Source organism: Neisseria gonorrhoeae, assembly GCF_013030075.1.
GTDB classification, from domain to species: domain Bacteria; phylum Pseudomonadota; class Gammaproteobacteria; order Burkholderiales; family Neisseriaceae; genus Neisseria; species Neisseria gonorrhoeae.
This window is the reverse complement of the sequence record NZ_AP023069.1, coordinates 980,544-1,002,644: the sequence shown is the minus strand read 5'-3', so window position 1 is coordinate 1,002,644 and position 22,101 is coordinate 980,544. Positions and strand designations below refer to the sequence as shown.

Sequence of the window (22,101 nt, the reverse complement as noted above, 5' to 3'; positions counted from 1 at the left end):
GCAGGCGGGAAAGCGCAGTCCGTTCTTGAACTTCATGTAAAAAATAGTAATAATAGCCGCTTTTCCAGCAAACCATGCTGCCCGACCAATCCCACACAAGAAAGCATGAAACATGGCGTTAATCGTACATAAATACGGCGGCACATCCGTAGGCTCGCCCGAGCGCATTAAAAACGTGGCCAAACGTGTCGCTAAAGCCCGCGCCGAAGGACACGATATCGTCGTCGTCGTATCCGCCATGAGCGGCGAAACCAACCGTCTGGTTGCGTTGGCGCACGAAATGCAGGAGCATCCCGATCCGCGCGAGCTGGACGTCGTCTTAGCTACCGGCGAACAAGTAACCATCGGCCTTTTGGCAATGGCATTGAAGGATATCGGCGTGGATGCCAAAAGCTACACAGGCTGGCAGGTCTCCCTCAAAACCGATACCGCCCACACCAAAGCCCGCATAGAAAGCATTGATGACGAAAAAATGCGCGCCGACCTCGCCGCCGGCAAAGTCGTCATCGTTGCCGGCTTCCAAGGCATCAGCAGTGAAGGCAATATTTCCACGCTAGGACGCGGCGGTTCCGACACTTCCGCCGTTGCGCTTGCCGCAGCCCTCAAAGCGGACGAATGCCAAATCTATACCGACGTAGACGGCGTTTACACCACCGACCCCCGCGTCGTACCCGAAGCGCGCCGTATGGATACGGTTACATTTGAAGAAATGATCGAACTGGCCAGCCTCGGTTCGAAAGTTTTGCAAATCCGTTCAGTAGAATTCGCCGGAAAATACAAAGTGCGCCTGCGCGTACTGAGCAGCCTGCAAGACGGCGGCAACGGCACCTTAATTACCTTTGAAGAGGACGACAACATGGAAAGAGCTGCCGTAACCGGTATCGCATTCGATAAAAACCAAGCCCGCATCAACGTGCGCGGTGTGCCCGATAAGCCCGGCGTCGCCTATCAGATTTTGGGCGCGGTCGCAGATGCCAACATCGAAGTCGATATGATTATCCAAAATGTCGGCAGCGAAGGCACAACCGATTTTTCTTTCACCGTACCGCGCGGCGATTACAAACAGACTTTGGAAATCCTGTCGGAACGTAAAGACAGTATCGGCGCAGCTTCTATCGACGGCGACGACACCGTGTGCAAAGTCTCCGCAGTCGGTTTGGGTATGCGTTCGCACGTCGGCGTAGCCGCCAAAATCTTCCGCACGCTCGCCGAAGAGGGCATCAACATCCAAATGATTTCCACCTCCGAAATCAAAGTTTCCGTATTGATTGACGAAAAATACATGGAACTGGCAACCAGGGTATTGCATAAAGCCTTTGATTTGGGCTGATGTTTCACGGTTTAAAACGGACAACGGCACTGCCTTTATCGGGCAGTGCCGTTTTGTCTGCCGCCCGAACGTTCGGACGGCATATTTTGACTTTGGAACAAAAAATAAAATACCCTAAAAAAATTAACTATATATGACAAATTGAAATAGAAAATTCATTTTCACGGCGAGATTAAAGTTTCAGGATTTATTGAACTTAAGCGAAACTCAAAAAACGGATTCCCGCTGTATATGCCCGCCCTTTGTGCTTACCGTTTTAACGCATTTCCGAAATTAATAAATAATCTGAAAAAAGCGGGTAAGCCAAAGATGGTAATCATCGTTGCCATCATGCGCAAACTGGCGAAGCCCGCCTATTACATTGTTAAAACCGGGCAGCCTTACGATGCGGAAAGACACTGATTGAATCAATAAAATTCAATAAAATTAAACAGTTATGCAAATATATCTTTGTAACCGTGCATTTGCATACAGTAAATAAAAAATAACAACATAAATCAATTTATTACGGTTTTATTTTTATTTGGTGTTGACGGGCAACATATCATCTGCGCGGTAATGATGAGATTTTAGGTTGTGGGATTTATCGGAAAAACAGAAACCTCTCCGCCGCCATTCTCACGAAAGTGGGAATCCGGAAAGCTAAAGCCACAGGAATTTATCGGAAATGGCTGAAATTTATAGTGGATTAACAAAAATCAGGACAAGGCGACGAAGCTGCAGACAGTACAAATAGTACGGCAAGGCGAGGCAACGCCGTACCTGTTTTTGTTAATCCACTATAAAAAAACTGATTCCCGCTTTTGCGGGAATGACGACTCATAAATTACCCGAAACAACCAAAAATAACCGAAATCAAAAACCGGCTTCCCTGCGTGGGAATGAAATGGATTTTTCTTTGAGTTGCCGATGCGATAAAACGGATTGGCATAGGCTTGCGGCAGGATGATGCGTTTGGGGAAACAAATGCCGTCTGAAGGGCTTTCAGACGGCATTGCAGTTTTTCCACAAAACGCGGGCTGCCTTTAAAACTTGTAGCTCATCGTCATCAAGAAGGTGCGTCCGCGTGCGAAATTGGTCAATACGCTTTTGCTTGTGCCGCCGTATTTGCCGTTGCACAACGTTTTATCAGCATTACACGTTACGTCTTCGTCCTTGTCTTTCGGGTCGAACGAGCTGTAATAACGCTGCGTTGCCGCATCATTGCCCGCATCGAGCGGATCGATATAACGCCTGTCGAACAGGTTTTTGACTTCGGCGCGGAAAATAAGGTTTTTCTTCGGCTCGTAAGCGGCGTAAAAATCAAAAATCAAAGGCTGTCGGGCAAGGGTTTCGGTTTGTTTGATGGAACGCTTGCCCAGTTGCCGGACATTGCTGGTATTTCCCCCGTTGGTGCCGTCGATATAGCGTTCTTCAGCCGTCGCGCGGATGCTCTTGCCGAAATAGCGCATCGCGCCGCCCAAAGTCAGTTTGTTGCCCAACCAGCGCGTACCGACTTCCAAACGTCCGTAATCTCGCGGCAGGGCGGAAACCCTGCTCAGCCCATAACCTTGTTTGAGTTGGTCTTCTTTGGAGGCATTGTTGGGCGATTCGCTCGCATCGCTGAAATTGGTCGGTTGCGTGCTTTTTTGATAGGCGTAAGAAAGGTTGGTGAAAAAACGCCCATAATCGTAATTCAGCTCCAGCTCAAAACCGTGTTTGTGCACTTTGTCTTTGAAATTGCGGTGTCGGATGGTGTAGGCAAGCCCGGTGCTGCCGACCCAGCTCGGAATATCCCCGTTCAAATCCCACCATTTCCCGTAAACGTTGTGGATGTAGTTGTCAATGCGGCTGCGGTAGCCGACCAGTTTCAATCCTAATATATCATCTTGTTTTAACAATCCTTTTTTATAGGTATTGAAGCCAAATTGCCAAGTGTTTGCGCGCTCTGGTTTTAAGGCGGTGTGAACGCCGGAGTCGCCGATTTGGGAAAAATACATTTCTTGGATGTTGGGCATACGGTGTGTGCGCGAATAGCCGGCGAACGGCATGAAATAATCGCCGAAGTCCGCACTAATGCTGACCGAATGGTTGTTGGCGCGCTTTTTGCCGTATTTTTTCAATACGGGTTCATAAAGCCCGCAGCTCGGGTCGCAATGTTCCTTGTATGCCGGCGAGTTTTCTCCGAATGCCCGCTTAAATTCGTTTTCCGAGCCGTAATAGCCCGTATATTCGCCGCCGAAACGGTAGTTGATTGCATTGGTGCTGTAGTTTAAGCGGTAAATGTCTTTTTTGAGCGCGGCATCGAAGTAGAACGTGTTGAAATATTGACTGCCGGCCGGTTGGACGATGGTTGATTTTTGGGGCAGCAGCCCTTTATCGCCCTTAAACCGCCCCAAATAGGAATAAAGCCCGTTGTCCTGATCCGGACCGTCGAAAAACAGCCCCAATTCTTCAGGAAAGCGGTTTTTGCCGTATTCGTTGTGGAAATAATTGAAGCCCAAAGTGGTTTGCAACTCGGTTTCGCGGGGCAGCCGGAAGGTGGCGGTGTTGTTGAGGTCGAGGATTTTCGCGTTGTTGTAGGTTTCAAAATCCTTTAAAAGCCCCCAGCCTGTAAACTTCGACCCTTTCGGATATTTCTGCCTGCCCGAATTGTAGGCTGCGGTCAGATTGAGGTTGGTATACGGGTTCAAAGACAAACCGTAATTGAATTGATAATTGCGGTTGATGATTTTGCGGCTGCCGATTCTGGTGTTTAAATCGCGAAATTGCGCCGTGTATTTATTGAATACGCCGTCGTATTCCAATTTAAACAGATTACCTGCCGACTGCTGCTTCAGGCCGGACGGATCGATGGGGGTGATGTCGTATTGCGGCGCCAGGTTTTCCCGCCAGCTTTTGTCATGACCTTCGATGTATTTTTGCAGTTCTTGGGGGTCATTGTATTTTTGATACCACTTGGTTTTCCAGTACGGCCTTTGGAAATCCCGCTCCCATTTTCCGCTGTTGGAATTGAATTTCAACCCGCCTTCTTGTACAAAATATCGCTGCTTGCGCCGTTCCAGATATTCCGCGCCAAAATTTCCGATGTGCTGCCCGCCGCCGCCCACGCGGTAATTTTGCGCCACGCCGCGCCTGCTGTGCCCGTAAAGCACACCGACAGATGCTCCGCTTTCCAGCCATTTGCGCGCACCTATCGCCGCCATCGCATTGCCTTTGTTTGAATTGGTGCCGGTCAGACCTTTTAGCAGCAGGCCGTAGGTATTATTGCCCTGAACGACGTCATCCACGCCTAAAGTCCGCAGATTCGCCGAACCGGCAAGGCTGTTGATGCCTGCCGAGCCGCTGAAGCTGCCTTTGACGACATCCAGTCCGGCAATAAAATTGCTGTCGACAGATGCACCGAATTGAGATGAACCGCCTGCCCTGCCCGCATCGGTAGAAGTCGAATAAAAGGTCTGCGTGATGCCGTCCACCATCGTATTGACCCGCCCGAACCCGCTGTCGCCGCGAATATTCAAAGACACAATGCCCGAGCTTTTATCTTGCTGTGTAAACGCACCGGGTATGCTGCGTACGATGTTGTCGAGGTTTTCGCTGGATTTGAACACATCCTGACGGGTCGATACGGCACGCGCATCGGTAAACACTTTTTTGTCTTTCGGTACGCGCTTCGCCTTGACGTGCACGTCTTCCAAAACCTGTATCTGCGCCTCGCTGCCCGCGCGCCCTGCATCTTCTGCATAACTATGATGATATAGCATAACACCCATAAGATAAAAACAAATCGGCTTCAACCGGAAAGAAGATCTTATATTTTCCTCAACAATAAACAATCAATCCAACATGTCTACCGTTTTCATCGAATCCATCGAATCCATCGAATCCGCCCTTTCGACCACCCGGCCCTACGCAACCGAACCGTCATTCCCACGGAAGTGGGAATCTAGGACGCGGGGTTTCAGTTATTTCCGATAGATTCCCGCCGCGTCAGGGGTCCGGATTCCCGCCTGCGCGGGAATGACGGGTTTCGAGATTGCGGTGTTGTCGGGAATGATGGAAAATGGCGGGAATTGTGTAAAAAATGCCGTCTGAAACCGTTGGAAGCATCGTAAACGTTGGAGTCGATGAATCGGTGGGCTTCAGTCCGCCATTCCCATCAACCCAACATGTCTACCGTTTTCATCGAATCCATCGAATCCGCCCTTTCGACCACCCGGCCCTACGCAACCGAACCGTCATTCCCACGGAAGTGGGAATCTAGGACGCGGGGTTTCAGTCATTTCCGATAGATTCCCGCCGCGTCGGGGGTCCGGATTTCCGCCTGCGCGGGAATGACGGGTTTCGAGATTACGGTGTTGTCGGGAATGACGGTTCGGGTATTTTACTGCGCCCGCCCCGCGCCCGTAAACGGCAGGTGCGTCAAAAATGCCGTCTGAAGGTTCAGACGGCATCGGTATCGGGGAATCAGAAGCGGTAGCGCACGCCCAACGAGGCTTCGTGGGTTTTGAAGCGGGTGTTTTCCAGGCGTCCCCAATAGTGGTAGCGGTAGCCGGTGTCCAGGGTCAGCTTGGGCGTGATGTCGAAACCGACGCCGGCGATGACGCCGAGACCCACGCGGCGGATGCTGTTGCTTTCTTGATGGGCGTCTTGCGTCTTTGGACCAATATCATAAGTTGTAGGTTTTGTGGCAACACCATAGAAGGAGGTAAGAATCTTTGTTGTTTTTTTGGTCGAATCGATGCTGTGTCTGACGTGTCCGTAGGCGACGCGCGCACCGATATAGGGTTTGAATTTATCGTTGAGTTTGAAATCGTAAACGGCGGACAAACCGAGCGAGGAGACGGCGTGGAACGTACCGTTTTCCTGATTTTCCGCCTTCAGGTCTATCCTGTTGCTATGGGCTTCTTGCACCCTTTCTATGTTGACGGAATATTTATTGTTGTTCCATTTTCTGTAACGGGCGTAATCTGCCGCTATCCTCCAGCCGCCGAAGTCGTAGCCGACCGACACCCTGGGGTGGACGGAATGCGTACGGATGTTTCTGAAATAATCGCTTACCGTGCTTATTGTGCCTTTTTTTGTACCGGTTGGTTCCGGATAATCGTGGGTAATGCGTTCGGCGGCGTAGGCTAAATCCGCCTGCACATACGGGCCGCGGCCATTGCCTTCACTTGCCGCCTGCGCTGCGGAAGGGAAGAGAAGAGAAGAGAAGAGAAGAGAAGAGAAGAGAAGAGAAGAGAAGAGAAGAGAAGAGAAGAGAAGGTTTTTTGCGGGCTGGATTCATTTTCGGCTCCTTATTCGGTTTGACCGGTTAAAAAAAGATTTTCACTGATGTTGAAAGGCGGATTATATCGGGTTCCGGGCGGTGTTTCAATAAGAAATAATAAGAAAGCCGCTATTATGGTTTAATCCTGCGTGTTGGATTTGAGGGCAGGGGCTTGCGCCATTTTGAATCAAGCCCTGCCCCGCCGCCTTGAAGGGCGGGGTTTAACTGTTAGGAAACAATGGCAAAGCGGCTTGTTTCTGTCAGACATTGTATGGGTTTTCTTTTCAATGATATATTTTCGCCTGTTTATGCAATATTTTCCGATTGATGGTTTTTATCGCGATTTTTCGGCATTTGCCTTTCGGGGCGGCTTGTGTTTCGTGCGGGATGTCGCGTGTCGGGATGTTCGGATTGTCAGAAGCAATATGGGAGAAGATGATGTATGAAATAAAACAGCCTTTTCATAGCGGATACTTGCAGGTGTCTGAAATTCATCAAATTTATTGGGAAGAGTCGGGCAATCCCGACGGTGTGCCGGTCATTTTTTTACACGGCGGGCCGGGCGCGGGGGCTTCGCCTGAATGTCGGGGTTTTTTCAATCCTGATGTGTTCCGCATCGTCATCATCGACCAGCGCGGTTGCGGACGTTCGCACCCGTATGCTTGTGCGGAAGACAATACGACTTGGGATTTGGTGGCGGATATTGAAAAAGTCCGTGAAATGCTGGGTATCGGGAAATGGCTGGTGTTCGGCGGTTCGTGGGGCAGCACTTTGTCGCTGGCTTATGCCCAAACCCATCCCGAACGGGTAAAGGGATTGGTGTTGCGCGGGATATTTTTGTGCAGGCCGTCTGAAACGGCGTGGCTGAACGAGGCGGGCGGCGTGAGCCGGATTTATCCGGAACAATGGCAAAAATTTGTCGCGCCGATTGCTGAAAATCGGCGGAGCCGGCTGATTGAGGCGTATCACGGGTTGCTGTTTCATCAAGATGAAGAAGTGTGCCTGTCTGCCGCGAAGGCTTGGGCGGATTGGGAAAGCTATCTGATTCGTTTCGAGCCGGAGGGAGTGGATGAAGATGCTTATGCCTCACTGGCAATCGCGCGTTTGGAAAACCATTATTTTGTCAACGGCGGTTGGTTGCAGGGTGATAAGGCGATTTTGAACAATATCGGCAAAATACGGCATATCCCGACCGTTATCGTGCAGGGGCGGTATGATTTGTGTACGCCTATGCAGAGTGCGTGGGAGCTGTCGAAAGCCTTTCCCGAAGCGGAATTGAGGGTGGTCCAGGCGGGGCATTGTGCGTTCGATCCGCCTTTGGCGGATGCGTTGGTTCAGGCGGTTGAGGATATTTTGCCCCGTTTGTTGTAAAAAGTTCCGCACAAAAAAGCAGCTTCTGTTTGGAAGCTGCTTTTGTTTTGAACGGTTTAACGCAGTTCGGAATGGAGTTTGCCTAACAGTGCGGATGCGTCTTTGCCGGCATATGCGCTGCCGTCTTTGTTGAGCAGGACGATGCGCGAACCGTCGGCGACAGGCTCGGCATAGACAATCAGTTCCGGCTGTTCGGCAGGTTTCTCCGCTTTGCCTTTGCCCAGTAGGCGTTTGAACAGCCCCGGTTTTTGTTCGGTAACTGCATTGCTTTCGTTCGGGGCTTTTTGAACCAGGAAGGCGTGGCGTTCGGTGTTTTGACCGACGACGGTCAGTCCGATGCGGTCGAGGGCAAGGCCGGTGCGCCGCCAGTTTCTGCCGTAGTCGCCAAAGACAATCAGGCTTTTGCCTTCGATACGCGCCATTTCGTTGGCGGCGGGAAGGGTCGGTTTTTTTGCCAATGCGTTTTCCGCCTGCCGTCCGTCAACGCCCAAATATTGCATAAAGCGCGTCAGGAAAGCGGCCTCAAGGTTGGGGTCGGAAGCGGAAGGCTGCCACATGGTCGTGTCTTTGTTTTTGTCGCCATACACTTCTTTCATCGCTTTGTGGGCGAAGAAGATGTCGGAAACGCCGTTTTTGCCCTGTTCGATACGGACGATGAATTTGTCGCGCTCGCCGGTGGAGTAGATGCCGCCCAAACCGACTGTGTCGAATAGGCGGCGCAAGCTGTCTTGGGGGATTTTGGCACGGTTTTCCGCCCACTCGGTTTCCATTTGTCCGATGGCGGGTTCTTCGGATTCGATGTCGAAGCCGTTTTCCTGCCAAAAGGCTTTCAGAAGCGGCCAGATTTCGGCGGGGGATTTGCCGTCAACGACAAGCCAGCGTTGGCTGCCGTCGCGCTCGAGGCGGACGCCTTTGACGCTTTTCAATACTTCGGCATCGGCTGGCTGTTGGACGGCGGGTGTGCGGCGTTTTTCCAAATCGCTGGCGCGGACGGCTCCCGAACCGGCAGGCAGGCGGTAGAGGTTGCCTTGGTCGGGGTTGTTCAAATCAGGCGGGACTTCGAGTTTGATCAGGCGGTGCGACCGGCTTTGGTAGTCGAGCTTGGGCTGTTCGGTTTTGCTGCCGGAGCAGGCGGCAAGCCCGATGAGTGCGAGCGCGGCAATGACGGGTTTGATATGGGTCATCGTGTCATCCTGTTTCATGGATATTAAAGTGTTTGTCATGTTATGCCGTCCGAACGGTTCGGACGGCATGGCTATATTTAAAGTTGTCCTGAGGCTTTCAGGGCGGCGCGGACTTTTACCTGTCCGCCTTCCGTCAGCGGAACGAGCGGCAGGCGGACGTGCGGTCCGCATCTGCCCAAGGCGGATACCGCCCATTTCGGTGCGGCGGGGCTGGGTTCGCAGAACATGGTGTCGTAAATCGGAATCAGCCGGTCGTTGAGTTCGCGTGCAAGGGCAATGTCGCCTTGCAGCGCGGCACGGCACATATCGGCAAAGAGTTTCGGGGCGGCGTTGGCGGCTACGGTAATAACGCCGTGTCCGCCGCAGAGCATGAACGGCAGGGCGGTGTGGTCGTCGCCGGAAAGGACGACGAAGCCTTCGGGCGCGCGGTTGATGAGTTCGATGTTGCTGCCGACGTTGCCGCTTGCTTCTTTAACGCCGACGATGTTGGGGATTTCGGCAAGGCGCAGGATGGTTTCGTTGTTCATGCTGACGACGGTTCTGCCGGGCACGTTGTAGAGTATCATCGGAACCGCGGCGGCTTCGGCAACGGCTTTGAAATGGCGGTACATGCCTTCTTGGGAAGGTTTGTTGTAATAGGGGACGACGGAGAGGGTGTAGTCCGCGCCGGCTTTTTCGGCGGCTTGGGAAAGGGCGATGGCTTCGACGGTGTTGTTCGCCCCTGTGCCGGCGATGACGGGGACGCGTTTGGCAACGTGTTTGACCGTTTCTTCGATTACGCTTAAATGTTCTTCGACGGAGAGGGTGGCGGATTCGCCTGTCGTGCCGACAGCGACGATGCCGTCCGTGCCGTTTTCGATGTGCCAGTCGATTAATTGGCGGAGTTGGTCGTAATGGATGCTGCCGTCTTGATTCATCGGGGTAATCAGGGCAACCAAGCTACCTTGTAACATACGGAAACCTTTTATTCATTGAGTGAGGTCGATTATGCTTCGGATTGTAGCTTACTTTGTTGTTTGTGTGAAACATATCGGCCGCACGGTTGGTTCCAAGGCTTAAGTCCCATCATATCTTAATAAATAATATTTTTTTTATAATCATGAAATTATTGGGTTTAAGCAGTGGATGCGCCGTTGAGGATTAAAATGTGTTAAGCGCATGAAGGCTCTCTGGAAATGAAGGACTGTCCGGTGTGGAAATTCAAAGAAATTTGAATTCGGACAACCGGTGGTGTTTTTGCACATGAGGATTTGAATTGATAAGGAATCTTTGATTCGTTACAATTTCGTTCTTAAAATTTTTTAACGTTTGGCAACGGATAGAAAGACTCCAATGGCTGAAACAATGAAAAAACAGGCGGATTCGCCTGATTTGGTGTACGGTTTGGAAGACAGGCCACCGTTCGGTAATGCGCTCTTGAGCGCGGTTACCCATCTTTTGGCGATTTTCGTGCCGATGATTACGCCCGCGCTGATTGTGGGCGGCGCGCTGGAACTACCGGTGGAAATGACGGCGTATCTCGTGTCGATGGCGATGGTGGCTTCCGGCATCGGCACTTATTTGCAGGTCAACCGCTTCGGGCCGGTCGGCTCGGGGATGCTGTCCATCCAGCGTTACCGTCATGATTGCGCTCGGCGCGGGGATGAAAGAGGGCGGTTTGAGTGAGGGGGCGATGGTTTCGACGCTCTTGGGCGTATCGTTTGCCGGTGCGTTTTTGGTGTGTTTCTCGGCGTGGCTTTTGCCGTATTTGAAAAAAGTGATTACGCCGACGGTCAGCGGCGTGGTCGTGATGCTGATTGGTCTGAGTTTGGTACACGTCGGTATTGCCGATTTCGGCGGCGGCTTCGGCGCGAAGGCGGACGGCACGTTCGGCTCGATGGAAAACTTGGGGCTGGCTTCGCTGGTGCTGCTGATTGTGCTGGTGTTCAACTGCATGAAAAATCCGCTGCTGCGGATGAGCGGCATTGCGGTCGGTCTGATTGCCGGCTACATTGTCGCGCTGTTTTTGGGCAAGGTGGATTTTTCCGCACTGCAAAACCTGCCGCCGGTTACGCTGCCCGTACCGTTTAAATATGGTTTTGCTTTTGACTGGCACGCATTTATTGCGGCGGGTGCGATTTTCTTGTTGGGCGTGTTTGAGGCGGTCGGCGATTTGACGGCAACGGCAATGGTGTCCGACCAGCCGATTGAAGGCGAAGAATACACCAAACGCCTGCGCGGCGGCGTGTTGGCTGACGGCTTGGTATCGGTGATTGCGACGGCTTTGGGTTCGCTGCCGCTGACGACGTTTGCGCAAAACAACGGCGTGATTCAGATGACCGGAGTGGCTTCGCGCCACGTGGGCAAATATATTGCCGTGATTTTGGTGCTGTTGGGTCTGTTCCCCGTTGTCGGACGCGCGTTTACGACGATTCCGAGTCCGGTGTTGGGCGGCGCGATGGTTTTGATGTTCGGCCTGATTGCGATTGCGGGCGTGCGGATTTTGGTCGGCCACGGCATCCGCAGGCGCGAGGCGGTGATTGCGGCAACGTTGGTCGGTTTGGGCTTGGGCGTGGGGTTTGAGCCGGAAGTGTTTAAAAACCTGCCCGTCTTGTTCCAAAACTCTATTTCCGGCGGCGGCATTACGGCAGTCTTGCTGAATTTGGTCTTGCCGGAAGATAAAACCGAGGCGGCGGTCAAGTTTGATACCGACCATTTGGAACACTGATTTTGAAAACGAATGCCGTCTGAAACGGAATCCCTGTTTCAGACGGCATTGTTTTTGAGGCTTACGCTTTTTTGTTTTTCAATACGCGTTGCCGGCGGGTTTCGCTTAATACCATTCCTGCGGACACGGAGACGTTCATGCTTTCGACCGTGCCGAACATGGGTATGGACACCAGCATGTCGCAATGTTCGCGCGTGAGGCGGCGCATACCGTCGCCTTCGTTGCCCATCACCCATGCCGCGCTGTCGGGCAGATTGCAATGGTAAAGGTCGGCGTTGCCGCCTATGTCGGTGCCGATAATCCAGATGCCGTATTCTTTCAATTCGCGCAGGGTGCGGGCGAGGTTGGTTACGGTGATGTAGGGGACGGTTTCCGCCGCGCCGCAGGCGACTTTGCTGACGGTGGCGTTCAGTCCCGCGCTTTTGTCTTTCGGCGCGATGACGGCGTGTACGCCCATTGCGTCGGCGGTACGCAGGCACGCGCCGAGGTTGTGCGGATCGGTGATGCCGTCGAGTATCAGCAGCAGCGGCGGTTCGCTCAAGTTTTCCAATACGTCTTCGAGGTGGACGTGGTTTTTGGAGGCATCGATAAATCCGACCACGCCCTGATGGCGCGCGCCTTTGCTGATGGCGTTGAGGCGGTCGGCATCGGCAAAATATACGCGGATGTTTTCGTTTGCCGCCTTTTCCAGCACTTCGCGCGTGCGTGCGTCGGATTTGCCTTCTTGGATATAGAGTTCGGTAATCGATTTGGGGTTTTGCCACAATCGGGCGTTGACGGCGTGGAAGCCGTAGATGGGTCTTTGGTTTGCCATAATGGTGTTTGTCAAAAGGTTTCAGACGGCATTATAGCAATTTGCCGGTATGCCGTCTGAAGGGGTTAAAACAGGTAGGCGATGTATTTCACCAACAGGATAAGCAAGATGGATACGGCGCAGCCGATTTTGAACGCCGTGCCCACGACAAGCCCCAACAGCGTACCCAAGCCCGCTTTACCTGCCTGAAGCATATTGCGCCGATCGATCAGTTCGCCTGCCGCCGCGCCGATAAAGGGGCCGAGTATCAGCCCGGGCAGGGAGAAAAATATGCCGATGATGCTGCCGGCCAATGCACCTCGGACGGCGAGTTTGCCTGCCCCAGTGTATTTTACCCCCAACATGCCTGCCATATAGTCCGCCAGTATGCCGCCAAGGCTGATGAGTCCGACCGTCCACAAGATGCCTGCGCCGTAGATTTGATAGCCGCCGGCATAGGCAAGCAGCCATGTTCCGGCAAACATCAATGCCAAGCCGGGCAGGGCGGGATAGACGATGCCTGCCGTGCCGACGGCTATCAGGGCGAGGGCGAGGATGACGAGTAGGGCGGTCATGGGTTCAACCTTTTCTTTTGTTTTGGAAAAAACGGCTTAATACGGCGCGGCATTCTTCTTGCAGGATTCCGCCCCGTATGGCGGTGTGCGTATTGAGGCGTTTGTCGGCAAACAGGTTGACGATGCTGCCTGCCGCGCCGGTTTTGGGTTCTGCCGCACCGTAGATCACGCGCCTGATTCGTGCCTGTATCAGTGCGGACGCGCACATGGCGCAGGGTTCGAGGGTGATGTAGATGTCGCATCCGTCAAGGCGGTAGTTTTGCATTTCGCTGCCTGCCTGTGCCAAGGCGTTGATTTCGGCGTGTCGGCTGACATTGCAGTCGGCAATGCAGGTGTTGTGTGCCGATGCGATGATTTTGCCGTCTGAAACGATGACTGCCCCGACGGGTATTTCGCCGTCGGCGGCGGATTGTTCTGCTTGGCGCAGTGCTTCGCGCATGAAGTATCCCATTTCTTCCTGCGGCGGAAAGGCGGCGACGGGCGGATGGTTTTTCAACTCGGCAAGCAGGCAGTCTTTATGCGCTTGGGACATTTCTTGCGGCGGCGTGCCGTTCAGCAGCGACTCGAGTTGCCACAGCGTGCTTTTCGTGAGGGTCAAACCCGATGCTTTGAGCAGCAGAAAGGCTTTGACCGAACCGTTTTGCCGCAGTTCTTCGAGCGTACGGATACCGAGCCTGTGCAGGGCGGCGACGGTTTTGGGGGCGAGCGGCGGCGTGGCCAGCATGGTTTATTCGCCGAAAAACCGTTTTGCCGCCTCAATCAGGCGCGTGCCTGAAGTGCCGTCTGAAAACGGGTCGGCAACGCAGTCTAAAGGTGTTTTGCGTAACCAAGTCAGTTGGCGTTTGGCAAGTTGGCGCGTGGCGGCAATGCCTTTTTCGATGAAGGTTTGTCTGTCGGTTGCACCGTCGAGGTGTTCCCACGCCTGACGGTAGCCGACGCAGCGGATGGCGGGGGAGTCGGCGGTCAGGCCGGGATAGCGGCGGCGCAGGTTTTCTACTTCGCCGATAAAGCCCTGTTCAAGCATCAGGTGGAAACGCAGGGCGATGTTTTCGTGCAGTCGGGCGCGGTTTTCGGGAATCAGGGCGGCGGTGTAGAGTTCGAAGGGCAGGGTGTGTTCGGGCTGTCCGTTCAGGTGCGCGCTCATCGGCCTGCCGGTCAGGTAATAGACTTCAAGGGCGCGTCCGATGCGCTGGCTGTCGTTCGGTTTCAGACGGCATGCTGTTTCAGGGTCGACTTTTTGCAGGGTGCGGTAGAGGAAATCCAAACCGTACATCTGTTTTTGTTCGTCCAAGTCGGCACGCAGGCAGGCATCGGCTTCGGGCAAATCGTTCAAACCTTGGGTCAGGGCGCGGAAATACATCATTGTGCCGCCGACAATCAGCGGACATTTCCCACGCGCCGTGATTTCGCCGGTCAGACGCGTGCAGTCTTCGACAAAACGGGCGGCACTGTATGTCTGAACGGGCGTAATGATGTCGATAAGGTGGTGCGGGACAAAGGCGCGTTCGGAGGCGGACGGTTTCGCCGTGCCGATGTCCATACCGGTATAGAGCAGTGCAGAATCGAGGCTGATGATTTCGACCGGAAGGGTTTCGGCGATTTTGAGGGCGAGCGCGGTTTTGCCGCAGGCGGTCGGCCCGAGCAGGGTAAAGGCTTTCGGGGTCGGCATAATGTTTCAGGTTTGGAAAAATGCGGATTATAGCGGAAAGCGCGCCGCCCTTATATTTTGCTTTGCGGAAGCACGCCGACGGCAAGGGGCGGGTTTGCCGTACGCCTTTATAAAATGCGTTCAAACCGATGCGTCGGGTTTTCAATATGCCCGCGCCCGATGCCGCCTTGTCCGCAGGCATCGGCGGCAGCGTCCGATTTCTCGGGGAACGCCCGTCCCGGGTATATTTAAAGGTTCGGCGGTGCGGCGTTTTCCGGCGGCAAGGCTTCAGACGGCATCTCCGGCGCGTCCGTTAGACAAGGTGCGTTCTTGAGGCGATAATGGCGTTTTGCTTTTTTGAAAGCCTTGCAATGTCCCGAAACCTGCTTGTCCGCTGGCTCGCCGTCTGCCTCATCCCCTTGGCGACGCTTGCCGTTTTCGCCGCCAATCCGCCCGAAGACAAACCCCAGCATCTGATCAACGGCATCATCCTTGCCTGCGAAGCGACGTTTTTGTTTAAATTCGTCCTCTTTGAAACCATCAAGCATCATCTTAAACAAGGGTTTGATTTGAAACGTCAAACCATGTTTCTGTTTATTCCGATTGTTTTGCTGGTTGTGTATTTGTTCCACTATTTCGGCGCGTTTTAGCTTGTTTTCCCGATGGTTATGAATACATACGCTTTTCCTGTCTGTTGGATTTTTTGCAAGGTCATCGACAATTTCGGCGACATCGGCGTTTCGTGGCGGCTCGCCCGTGTTTTGCACCGCGAACTCGGTTGGCAGGTGCATTTGTGGACGGACGACGTGTCCGCCTTGCGCGCGCTTTGTCCCGATTTGCCCGATGTTCCCTTCGTTCATCAGGATATTCATGTCCGCACTTGGCATTCCGATGCGGCAGACATTGATACCGCGCCCGTTCCCGATGCCGTTATCGAAACTTTTGCCTGCGACCTGCCCGAAAATGTGCTGAACATCATCCGCCGACACAAACCGCTTTGGCTGAATTGGGAATATTTGAGCGCGGAGGAAAGCAATGAAAGGCTGCACCTGATGCCTTCGCCGCAGGAGGGCGTTCAAAAATATTTTTGGTTTATGGGTTTCAGCGAAAAAAGCGGCGGGTTGATACGCGAACGCGATTACCGCGAAGCCGTCCGTTTCGATACCGAAGCCCTGCGCCGGCGGCTGGTGTTGCCCGAAAAAAACGCCCCCGAATGGCTGCTTTTCGGCTATCGGGGCGATGTTTGGGCAAAGTGGCTGGACATGTGGCAACAGGCAGGCAGCCTGATGACCCTACTGCTGGCGGGGGCGCAAATTATCGACAGCCTCAAACAAAGCGGCGTTATTCCGCAAAACGCCCTGCAAAATGACGGCGGTGTCTTTCAGACGGCATCCGTCCGCCTTGTCAAAATCCCGTTCGTGCCGCAACAGGACTTCGACAAATTGCTGCACCTCGCCGACTGCGCCGTGATACGCGGCGAAGACAGTTTCGTGCGTACCCAGCTTGCCGGAAAACCTTTCTTTTGGCACATCTACCCGCAAGATGAAAACGTCCATCTCGACAAACTCCACGCCTTTTGGGATAAGGCATACGGCTTCTACACGCCCGAAACCGCATCGGTGCACCGCCTCCTTTCGGACGACCTCAACGGCGGAGAGGCTTTATCCGCAACACAACGCCTCGAATGTTGGCAAACCCTGCAACAACATCAAAACGGCTGGCGGCAAGGCGCGGAGGATTGGAGCCGTTATCTTTTCGGGCAGCCTTCCGCATCCGAAAAACTCGCCGCCTTTGTTTCAAAGCATCAAAAAATACGCTAGAATAGCGCGTTTTACGACAACCGATTTGATTGGAAAATCACAATGAAAACAGCACAAGAACTGCGCGCCGGCAATGTATTTATGGTCGGCAACGATCCTATGGTCGTTCAAAAAACCGAATACATCAAAGGCGGCCGCTCTTCCGCCAAAGTCAGCATGAAACTGAAAAACCTGCTGACCGGCGCTGCTTCCGAAACCATTTACAAAGCCGACGACAAATTCGACGTGGTCATCCTGTCCCGCAAAAACTGTACGTACAGCTATTTTGCCGACCCGATGTACGTCTTTATGGACGAAGAATTCAACCAATACGAAATCGAAGCCGACAACATCGGCGACGCGTTGAAATTCATCGTTGACGGTATGGAAGACCAATGCGAAGTTACCTTCTATGAAGGCAATCCCATTTCTGTCGAACTGCCCACCATCATCGTGCGCGAAGTCGAGTACACCGAGCCTGCCGTCAAAGGCGATACTTCCGGCAAAGTGATGAAAACCGCGCGTCTGGTCGGCGGCACCGAAATCCAAGTGATGTCTTACATCGAAAACGGCGACAAAGTCGAAATCGATACCCGTACCGGCGAATTCCGCAAACGCGCCTGATATCCTACTTGAAAAATGCCGTCTGAAAGGCTTTCAGACGGCATTTTTTATATTCGCCCCGTGTTTGGATTGAAGTATAGTGGATTAAATTTAAACCAGTACAGCGTTGCCTCGCCTTGCCGTACTATCTGTACTGTCTTCGGCTTCGTCGCCTTGTCCTGATTTTTGTTAATCCACTATAGATATTTTTTTCGTAAACGACAATACGCGTGATTTTGCCATTTTCGTCAAAATGGATGTCTAAAAACGGTTTGTCGGGATTGCGTTCACGGTTGGACAGCCGGAAGAGTGATTGGTTTTCAAGCATTTCTCCGTGTATTTTCAGATAGCCGGGCAATTGGCCGATGTATTGGAAATTGCCGCCGAGTCCGTTGTTGTGCCGGTTCAAATAGGCAGATGTTGCCGAAACTTCAAAATAACGTGCGCGTTTCGGTTCCTCGCCTTGTCCGCGGGTTTCTTGACTGCCTTGTGTCAGCAGCAGCGTCGCTTCTCGGAGGCGGCGTTCCTGTTCCATCATGGCATCTTGTGCCTGCCGGCTGATGGTGCGCGTTCCGTAACGCAAGTCTTCAATTGCCTGTATGATTTTCTGATGGTAGTCGGGATCTTCAGGGCGGATGTCGGGAAACAGCAGCCGCTGTATGTTGTCATAGCCGCCGCCGGGTAAGCCGAAACGGGTTTCCAGTTCGTTATGGGAAAGGGCAAACAGACAGTCCGAGTCGATGTGTTCGGCGATTTGCTGTATGAGATCGCCAATGCCGGCGGCGGGGTGCAGGCCGGTGCAATTTCACAGTGGCGCGCTTTCTGCCTGCTTGACGTTATCAGGGGCGGATGCGGCCGGTTGCAAATCGGATTGGGACGCGGAAGACGAAGCGGCGGATGCGCCGTTTTCTTTCGTTTTATCTTCTTTGCTCGGGGAACGCGCGGCCAGCATGATTGCGGCAAGCCATAAGGGAAGTGATGACGTTTTGTTTTTCATTCTATTGTTTCCAATATTGAAAAGGCCGTCTGAAAACCTGCCGTTTCATTTTTCAGACGGACTGTTGTTAATAGAACCGAGAAACCCGTTATTGCCGACAAGGTTTTCAACCTGTCTTACCCGACGCGGTAAAACGCAAGGCTGCCCAAAAGGTTGGGGAAATGTTTGACCTGTCTGTTGCCCGTCATCACGGCGCGTTCGAGGACGCGGATATTGTTTTTGGCGCACAACAAATCAAAGTCTTTGAGCGTGCACCAATGGATATTGGGCGTGTCGTACCAATGGTAGGGCATACGTTCGGAAACCGGCATATGTCCGCCGAGTGCGATTTGGACGCGGTTGCGCCAGTAGCCGAAATTCGGGAAACTGACGATTGCCTGTTTGGCGAGGCGCATCAGGCAGCGCAGGATTTTTTCGGTATTCTGCATCGCTTGGATGGTTTGGCTCAAAACAATCACATCAAAACTTTGATCGTTGAATGCGGTCAACCCTTCTTCCAAATCGGCTTGGATAACATTTACGCCGCGCGACATCGCAGCAATCACGTTGTCGGTGTCGATTTCGATGCCGTAGCCGCTGCATTTTTTGTGTTCCGCCAAAGCCGCCAGCAATTCGCCGTCGCCGCAGCCCAAGTCTAAGACGCGGCTGCCTTCGGGTATCCGGTCGTAAATCAGTTGCAAATCATCGCGCAGGTTCATAATCGGCAATCCTTGTCAACATTGTTCATATAAGCCGTTACGGCGCGCATATAGGCTTCGTCTTCCATTAAAAAGGCATCGTGCCCGTGTGCGGACTTGACTTCGATATACTGCACGGATTTTTGGGCGGCAATCAGTGCCTTGACCAGTTCGTGCGAACGTTCGGGCGCGAAACGCCAGTCGGTGCTGAAGCTGGCGACAAAGAATTTTGCCTGCACATCCTGCACGGCGCGGGTCAGGCTGTTGCCGAAATCCGCCGCCGGATCGAAATAGTCCAAAGCTTTGGTCATCAGCAAATATGTATTAGCATCAAACCGCCCGACGAATTTGTCGCCTTGATAGCGGAGATAGGATTCTACTTCAAATTCAACGCTATAGCCGTATTGATAGCCGTTGGAACGCAAATCGCGTCCGAATTTTTTGCCCAAACCGTCTTCGGCAAGATACGTAATGTGTCCCATCATACGGGCAATCCGCAAACCGCGCGCGGGAACGGTGTTGTGGCTGCGGTAATGTCCTTCATTGAAATCGGGGTCGGTCAAAATCGCCTGACGTGCTACATCATTAAACGCGATATTTTGCGTGGACAGTTTCGGCGCAGACGCAATCACCAAGGCGTGGCGCACACGTTCGGGATAGGAAATCGCCCACTGCAAAGCCTGCATGCCGCCCAAGCTGCCGCCGACAACCGCCGCCCATTGTTCGATGCCGAGATAATCGGCAAGCGCGGCTTGTGATTTTACCCAGTCCTTCACCGTAACCATCGGAAAATCCGCGCCGTATTCCCTGCCCGTTTCAGGATTGATCGACAAAGGCCCGCTGCTGCCGTCGCAGCCGCCCAGATTGTTCAACCCGACCACGAAAAAACGTTCCGTATCAATCGGTTTTCCGGGACCGACCATATTGTCCCACCAGCCCGTATATTTATCCTCCGCCGAATGCCTGCCCGCAACGTGATGGTTGCCCGACAGCGCGTGGCAGATTAAAACCGCATTGTTTTTTTCAGCATTCAGCTCGCCGTAGGTTTCAATCATCAGATCGAAACGCGGCAAAGTTTTACCGTTTTCCAAAACCAGCGGCATTTCAAACGGAATTTTTTGGGGCGTTACAATGCCCACCGAGGTATTTTGACTCATATCCTGTTCCAACAAATGCGGCGAAAAGCGTTATTATATCGCAAACGGCATGACTTTTTGACACGGTCGGACAAGCAGCCTGACGCGCTGAAACATCCTTTCCCATGCCGCCGCGCCCGAACCATACTTTTCGCTTCCCGACATGATAGGCAGACTTTTCCGTATTTTTTTCTTTTTCGCACTTGCCGCGCTGATTATCAACCGCCTCTTTAGCCGCAGGCAGAAACGTGTCCTGCGCGAAGTCGCCGAAATCAGCGCATGGGTACTGCTCGGTGCAGCCGCCGCGACGCTGTTTTGGTATCTGTTTATGCTGTATTTCAAACACATTCCGGATTCGTATCGACGGAAAAATGCCGTCTGAAACGCATTTTTCTGTTTCAGACGGCATATTTGAAAAGGGCTTGCGGTAGGAGGGGCTTTACAACCGAAGCAGGAAGGGCAGGGGGTCAGCGTTGGCGCGATTTAAAACGCGGATTGCTTTTGCAGATGACGTACACTTTGCCCCTGCGTCTGACGATTTGGCAGTCGCGGTGGCGTTGTTTGGCGGTTTTGAGCGAAGACAGAACCTGCATTATTTGTCCTTTCTAAACGATGACATGACGGATTGGAAACGTTGGTTGAACTTGCTGGCACGGCCTTCGGTATTGACGTTACGCTGTTTGCCGGTATAGACGGGATGTGAGGAAGAGGAAGTATCTAAGGAAAAGAGCGGATATTCTTTGCCGTCTGTCCAAACCATTGTTTTTCCGTGCGTTCCGGCGCAAGAACGAATCAGCCAGCCTTCATTGGCACTGCTGTCGAAAAAAAGGACGGTTCGATAATTGTCAGGATGAATATTCGGTTTCATATATTGCCTTGATTGAAGTGTTATAACATAACAAACTTTATCATAATTTAGAAGGCTTGTACAAGAAAAGCGTATAGTTTTTGCTAAATATTAAAAATTTTCATCATAAACCTGAAAATTTTGAAATTGACTCATATTCGGTGCAACCTTATCATACCGCCTGAAACATCATGTAAAAGATAACGAAGGTATGCAGATAAATTATGCAAAAGAAATCAATGCGTTAAACAACAGCCTTTCCGATTTGAAAGGCAACATCAACGTTTCGTTTGAATTTTTCCCGCCGAAAAACGAACAAATGGAAACGATGCTGTGGGATTCCATCCACCGTCTGCAAACCCTGCATCCCAAGTTCGTATCCGTAACTTACGGCGCAAACTCCGGCGAACGCGACCGCACGCACGGCATCGTCAAACGCATCAAACAGGAAACCGGTTTGGAAGCAGCTCCGCACCTGACCGGCATCGATGCATCCTACGACGAATTGCGCCAAATCGCCAAAGACTATTGGGACAGCGGTATCCGCCGCATCGTTGCCCTGCGTGGCGACGAGCCGGCCGGTTATGAGAAAAAACCGTTTTACGCCGAAGACTTGGTTAAGCTATTACGCTCCGTCGCCGACTTCGACATCTCTGTAGCGGCATACCCCGAAGTACATCCCGAAGCGAAATCCGCACAAGCCGACCTGATTAATCTGAAGCGCAAAATCGATGCGGGCGCGAACCACGTCATCACCCAATTCTTCTTCGATGTGGAACGCTACCTGCGCTTCCGCGACCGCTGCGTGATGTTGGGCATCGACGTCGAAATCGTTCCCGGCATCCTGCCTGTTACCAACTTCAAGCAACTCGGCAAAATGGCACAAGTAACCAACGTCAAAATCCCGAAATGGCTGTCGCAAATGTATGAAGGCTTGGACGACGACCAAGGCACGCGCAACCTCGTCGCCGCCAGTATCGCCATCGATATGGTTAAAGTCCTGTCCCGCGAAGGCGTGAAAGATTTCCACTTCTACACGCTCAACCGCAGCGAGCTGACTTACGCCATCTGCCATATTTTAGGCGCGCGCCCTTAAAGCCGAAAACGGCTTCAGACAGCATCCGAGGCCGTCTGAAAAGCAAAACGCCGCCCTATCCGAGCCATTCTGATTTACAATACCGGCCGA

20 protein-coding genes and 3 pseudogenes are annotated in these 22,101 nt (G+C 52.7%); 9 read left to right on the top strand and 14 right to left on the bottom strand.

Annotated elements, in window-relative coordinates; genetic code table 11:
- The first annotated feature begins 112 nt into the window (after positions 1–112).
- Positions 113–1,330 carry an aspartate kinase gene (locus HT085_RS05180; RefSeq protein WP_003688344.1) on the top strand — a complete coding sequence of 406 codons (1,218 nt, stop codon included), beginning with the start codon at positions 113–115 and terminating at the stop codon, positions 1,328–1,330.
- A gap of 225 nt (positions 1,331–1,555) precedes the next feature.
- Positions 1,556–1,732, top strand: a pseudogene (locus HT085_RS05175) (IS110 family transposase); the annotation flags it as partial.
- Positions 1,733–2,109: 377 nt separating this feature from the next.
- Here the strand turns inward: HT085_RS05175 and HT085_RS05170 are convergent.
- From HT085_RS05170 to HT085_RS05155, 3 genes are all read right to left on the bottom strand, one after another.
- The gene (locus HT085_RS05170) at positions 2,110–2,325 is read right to left on the bottom strand and encodes a hypothetical protein (protein WP_003691062.1); all 216 of its coding nucleotides are present in this window, start codon (positions 2,323–2,325) and stop codon (positions 2,110–2,112) included.
- A 30-nt stretch (positions 2,326–2,355) separates the two neighbouring features.
- Positions 2,356–5,124 (bottom strand): TonB-dependent zinc piracy receptor TdfH, encoded by a 2,769-nt coding sequence (gene tdfH, locus HT085_RS05165; RefSeq protein ID WP_047926489.1) that lies wholly within the window; start codon positions 5,122–5,124, stop codon positions 2,356–2,358.
- A gap of 652 nt (positions 5,125–5,776) precedes the next feature.
- Positions 5,777–6,457, bottom strand: a complete 681-nt coding sequence (locus HT085_RS05155) for an opacity family porin (RefSeq protein ID WP_050172606.1) — start codon at positions 6,455–6,457, stop codon at positions 5,777–5,779.
- A gap of 559 nt (positions 6,458–7,016) precedes the next feature.
- Between HT085_RS05155 and pip the strand changes: the two genes are divergently transcribed.
- On the top strand, positions 7,017–7,949 hold the full coding sequence (pip, locus tag HT085_RS05145; RefSeq protein ID WP_003701265.1) for a prolyl aminopeptidase: 933 nt from the start codon (positions 7,017–7,019) through the stop codon (positions 7,947–7,949).
- A 56-nt stretch (positions 7,950–8,005) separates the two neighbouring features.
- On the opposite strand, the gene bamC is transcribed toward pip, so the two are convergent.
- Together bamC and dapA are read right to left on the bottom strand one after the other, a co-directional pair.
- Positions 8,006–9,202 carry an outer membrane protein assembly factor BamC gene (bamC, locus tag HT085_RS05140; RefSeq protein WP_003691066.1) on the bottom strand — a complete coding sequence of 399 codons (1,197 nt, stop codon included), beginning with the start codon at positions 9,200–9,202 and terminating at the stop codon, positions 8,006–8,008.
- Positions 9,203–9,210: 8 nt separating this feature from the next.
- Entirely contained in the window at positions 9,211–10,086 is an 876-nt protein-coding gene (gene dapA / locus HT085_RS05135) for a 4-hydroxy-tetrahydrodipicolinate synthase (protein ID WP_003691068.1), read from the bottom strand.
- A gap of 379 nt (positions 10,087–10,465) precedes the next feature.
- On the opposite strand from dapA, the pseudogene HT085_RS05130 reads away from it, so the two are divergent.
- A pseudogene (locus HT085_RS05130) lies at positions 10,466–11,840 on the top strand (nucleobase:cation symporter-2 family protein).
- A 61-nt stretch (positions 11,841–11,901) separates the two neighbouring features.
- Here HT085_RS05130 and rlmB read toward each other — a convergent pair.
- From rlmB to miaA, 4 genes are all read right to left on the bottom strand, one after another.
- Complete coding sequence (rlmB, locus tag HT085_RS05125; protein WP_003691070.1) at positions 11,902–12,654, bottom strand: 23S rRNA (guanosine(2251)-2'-O)-methyltransferase RlmB; 753 nt, start codon at positions 12,652–12,654, stop codon at positions 11,902–11,904.
- Between the two features lie 65 nt (positions 12,655–12,719).
- Positions 12,720–13,208, bottom strand: a complete 489-nt coding sequence (locus HT085_RS05120; RefSeq protein ID WP_003691071.1) for a DUF456 domain-containing protein — start codon at positions 13,206–13,208, stop codon at positions 12,720–12,722.
- A 4-nt stretch (positions 13,209–13,212) separates the two neighbouring features.
- Positions 13,213–13,932, bottom strand: coding sequence for a tRNA adenosine(34) deaminase TadA (tadA, locus tag HT085_RS05115; protein ID WP_003691072.1), 720 nt, complete (start codon positions 13,930–13,932; stop codon positions 13,213–13,215).
- Between the two features lie 3 nt (positions 13,933–13,935).
- Entirely contained in the window at positions 13,936–14,877 is a 942-nt protein-coding gene (gene miaA, locus HT085_RS05110; RefSeq protein ID WP_003691073.1) for a tRNA (adenosine(37)-N6)-dimethylallyltransferase MiaA, read from the bottom strand.
- Positions 14,878–15,227: 350 nt separating this feature from the next.
- Here miaA and HT085_RS05105 point away from each other — a divergent pair, with 350 nt between their 5' ends.
- From HT085_RS05105 to efp, 3 genes are read left to right on the top strand one after another with little or no spacing between them, the layout of a single operon-like run.
- Positions 15,228–15,506 (top strand): hypothetical protein, encoded by a 279-nt coding sequence (locus HT085_RS05105; RefSeq protein ID WP_025455789.1) that lies wholly within the window; start codon positions 15,228–15,230, stop codon positions 15,504–15,506.
- An 18-nt stretch (positions 15,507–15,524) separates the two neighbouring features.
- A complete protein-coding gene (gene earP / locus HT085_RS05100; RefSeq protein ID WP_003688367.1) occupies positions 15,525–16,676 on the top strand; it encodes an elongation factor P maturation arginine rhamnosyltransferase EarP in 1,152 nt (383 codons plus the stop codon).
- Between the two features lie 42 nt (positions 16,677–16,718).
- Positions 16,719–17,279: an elongation factor P gene (gene efp / locus HT085_RS05095; RefSeq protein WP_002219406.1), complete on the top strand. Its 561-nt coding sequence runs from the start codon at positions 16,719–16,721 to the stop codon at positions 17,277–17,279.
- Positions 17,280–17,457: 178 nt separating this feature from the next.
- Here efp and HT085_RS05085 read toward each other — a convergent pair.
- From HT085_RS05085 to metX, 3 genes and pseudogenes are all read right to left on the bottom strand, one after another.
- A pseudogene (locus tag HT085_RS05085) lies at positions 17,458–18,255 on the bottom strand (NMB0938 family lipoprotein); the annotation flags it as partial.
- A 116-nt stretch (positions 18,256–18,371) separates the two neighbouring features.
- Positions 18,372–18,953, bottom strand: coding sequence for a methionine biosynthesis protein MetW (metW, locus tag HT085_RS05075; protein WP_003688371.1), 582 nt, complete (start codon positions 18,951–18,953; stop codon positions 18,372–18,374).
- Positions 18,950–20,089, bottom strand: a complete 1,140-nt coding sequence (metX, locus tag HT085_RS05070; RefSeq protein WP_003688373.1) for a homoserine O-succinyltransferase MetX — start codon at positions 20,087–20,089, stop codon at positions 18,950–18,952. Before metX ends, metW begins: the two co-directional genes overlap by 4 nt.
- Before the next feature lie 142 nt (positions 20,090–20,231).
- Between metX and HT085_RS05065 the strand changes: the two genes are divergently transcribed.
- Entirely contained in the window at positions 20,232–20,450 is a 219-nt protein-coding gene (locus HT085_RS05065) for a protein MIGRI (RefSeq protein ID WP_003695121.1), read from the top strand.
- An 85-nt stretch (positions 20,451–20,535) separates the two neighbouring features.
- Here HT085_RS05065 and ykgO read toward each other — a convergent pair whose 3' ends face one another.
- Both ykgO and HT085_RS05055 read right to left on the bottom strand, forming a co-directional pair.
- Entirely contained in the window at positions 20,536–20,661 is a 126-nt protein-coding gene (ykgO, locus tag HT085_RS05060) for a type B 50S ribosomal protein L36 (protein WP_003688377.1), read from the bottom strand.
- A complete protein-coding gene (locus tag HT085_RS05055; RefSeq protein ID WP_003688378.1) occupies positions 20,661–20,936 on the bottom strand; it encodes a type B 50S ribosomal protein L31 in 276 nt (91 codons plus the stop codon). The genes ykgO and HT085_RS05055 overlap by 1 nt, the downstream gene beginning before the upstream one ends.
- Before the next feature lie 196 nt (positions 20,937–21,132).
- Between HT085_RS05055 and metF the strand changes: the two genes are divergently transcribed.
- Positions 21,133–22,011, top strand: a complete 879-nt coding sequence (gene metF, locus HT085_RS05050) for a methylenetetrahydrofolate reductase (protein WP_025455790.1) — start codon at positions 21,133–21,135, stop codon at positions 22,009–22,011.
- The last annotated feature ends 90 nt before the right edge of the window (positions 22,012–22,101 follow it).